Origin of the sequence: Pseudomonas sp. EA_5y_Pfl2_R50 (assembly GCF_963970475.1) — a bacterium.
Classification (GTDB): Bacteria; Pseudomonadota; Gammaproteobacteria; order Pseudomonadales; family Pseudomonadaceae; genus Aquipseudomonas.
In genome coordinates this window covers 1-509 of record NZ_CAXAPT010000125.1, presented here as the reverse complement: position 1 = coordinate 509, position 509 = coordinate 1, and the positions used below count along the sequence as shown (strand labels likewise).

General features: G+C 55.2%; 1 protein-coding gene. It reads right to left on the bottom strand.

Annotated elements, in window-relative coordinates; all coding sequences use genetic code 11:
• Window positions 1-509 (bottom strand): GTP-binding protein (locus AACY19_RS27030; RefSeq protein ID WP_339454558.1); only part of this gene is annotated, 509 nt, incomplete at both ends.

The window sequence follows — 509 nt, the reverse complement described above, 5'->3', positions numbered from 1 at the left end:
CAACAGTGCCGCGACCCGAGATCGAGAATACGTCTTCGATTGGCATCAGGAATGGCTTGTCGATCATACGAACTGGTTCTGGGATGTAGCTGTCCAGAGTTTCTACCAGCTTACGAACGGCAGTGGTACCCATTTCGTTGTCGTCTTTGCCTTCCAGAGCCATACGAGCCGAACCGATGATGATCGGAGTGTCGTCGCCCGGGAAGTCATAGGTGGACAGCAGGTCGCGAACTTCCATCTCAACCAGTTCCAGCAGCTCAGCGTCGTCTACCAGGTCAGCCTTGTTCAGGAAAACCACGATGTACGGAACGCCTACCTGACGGGACAGCAGGATGTGCTCACGGGTTTGTGGCATCGGACCATCAGCGGCCGAGCAAACCAAGATAGCGCCGTCCATCTGGGCAGCACCGGTGATCATGTTCTTCACGTAGTCAGCGTGACCTGGGCAGTCAACGTGAGCGTAGTGACGAATAGTCGAGTTGTACTCAACGTGAGCGGTGTTGATGGTG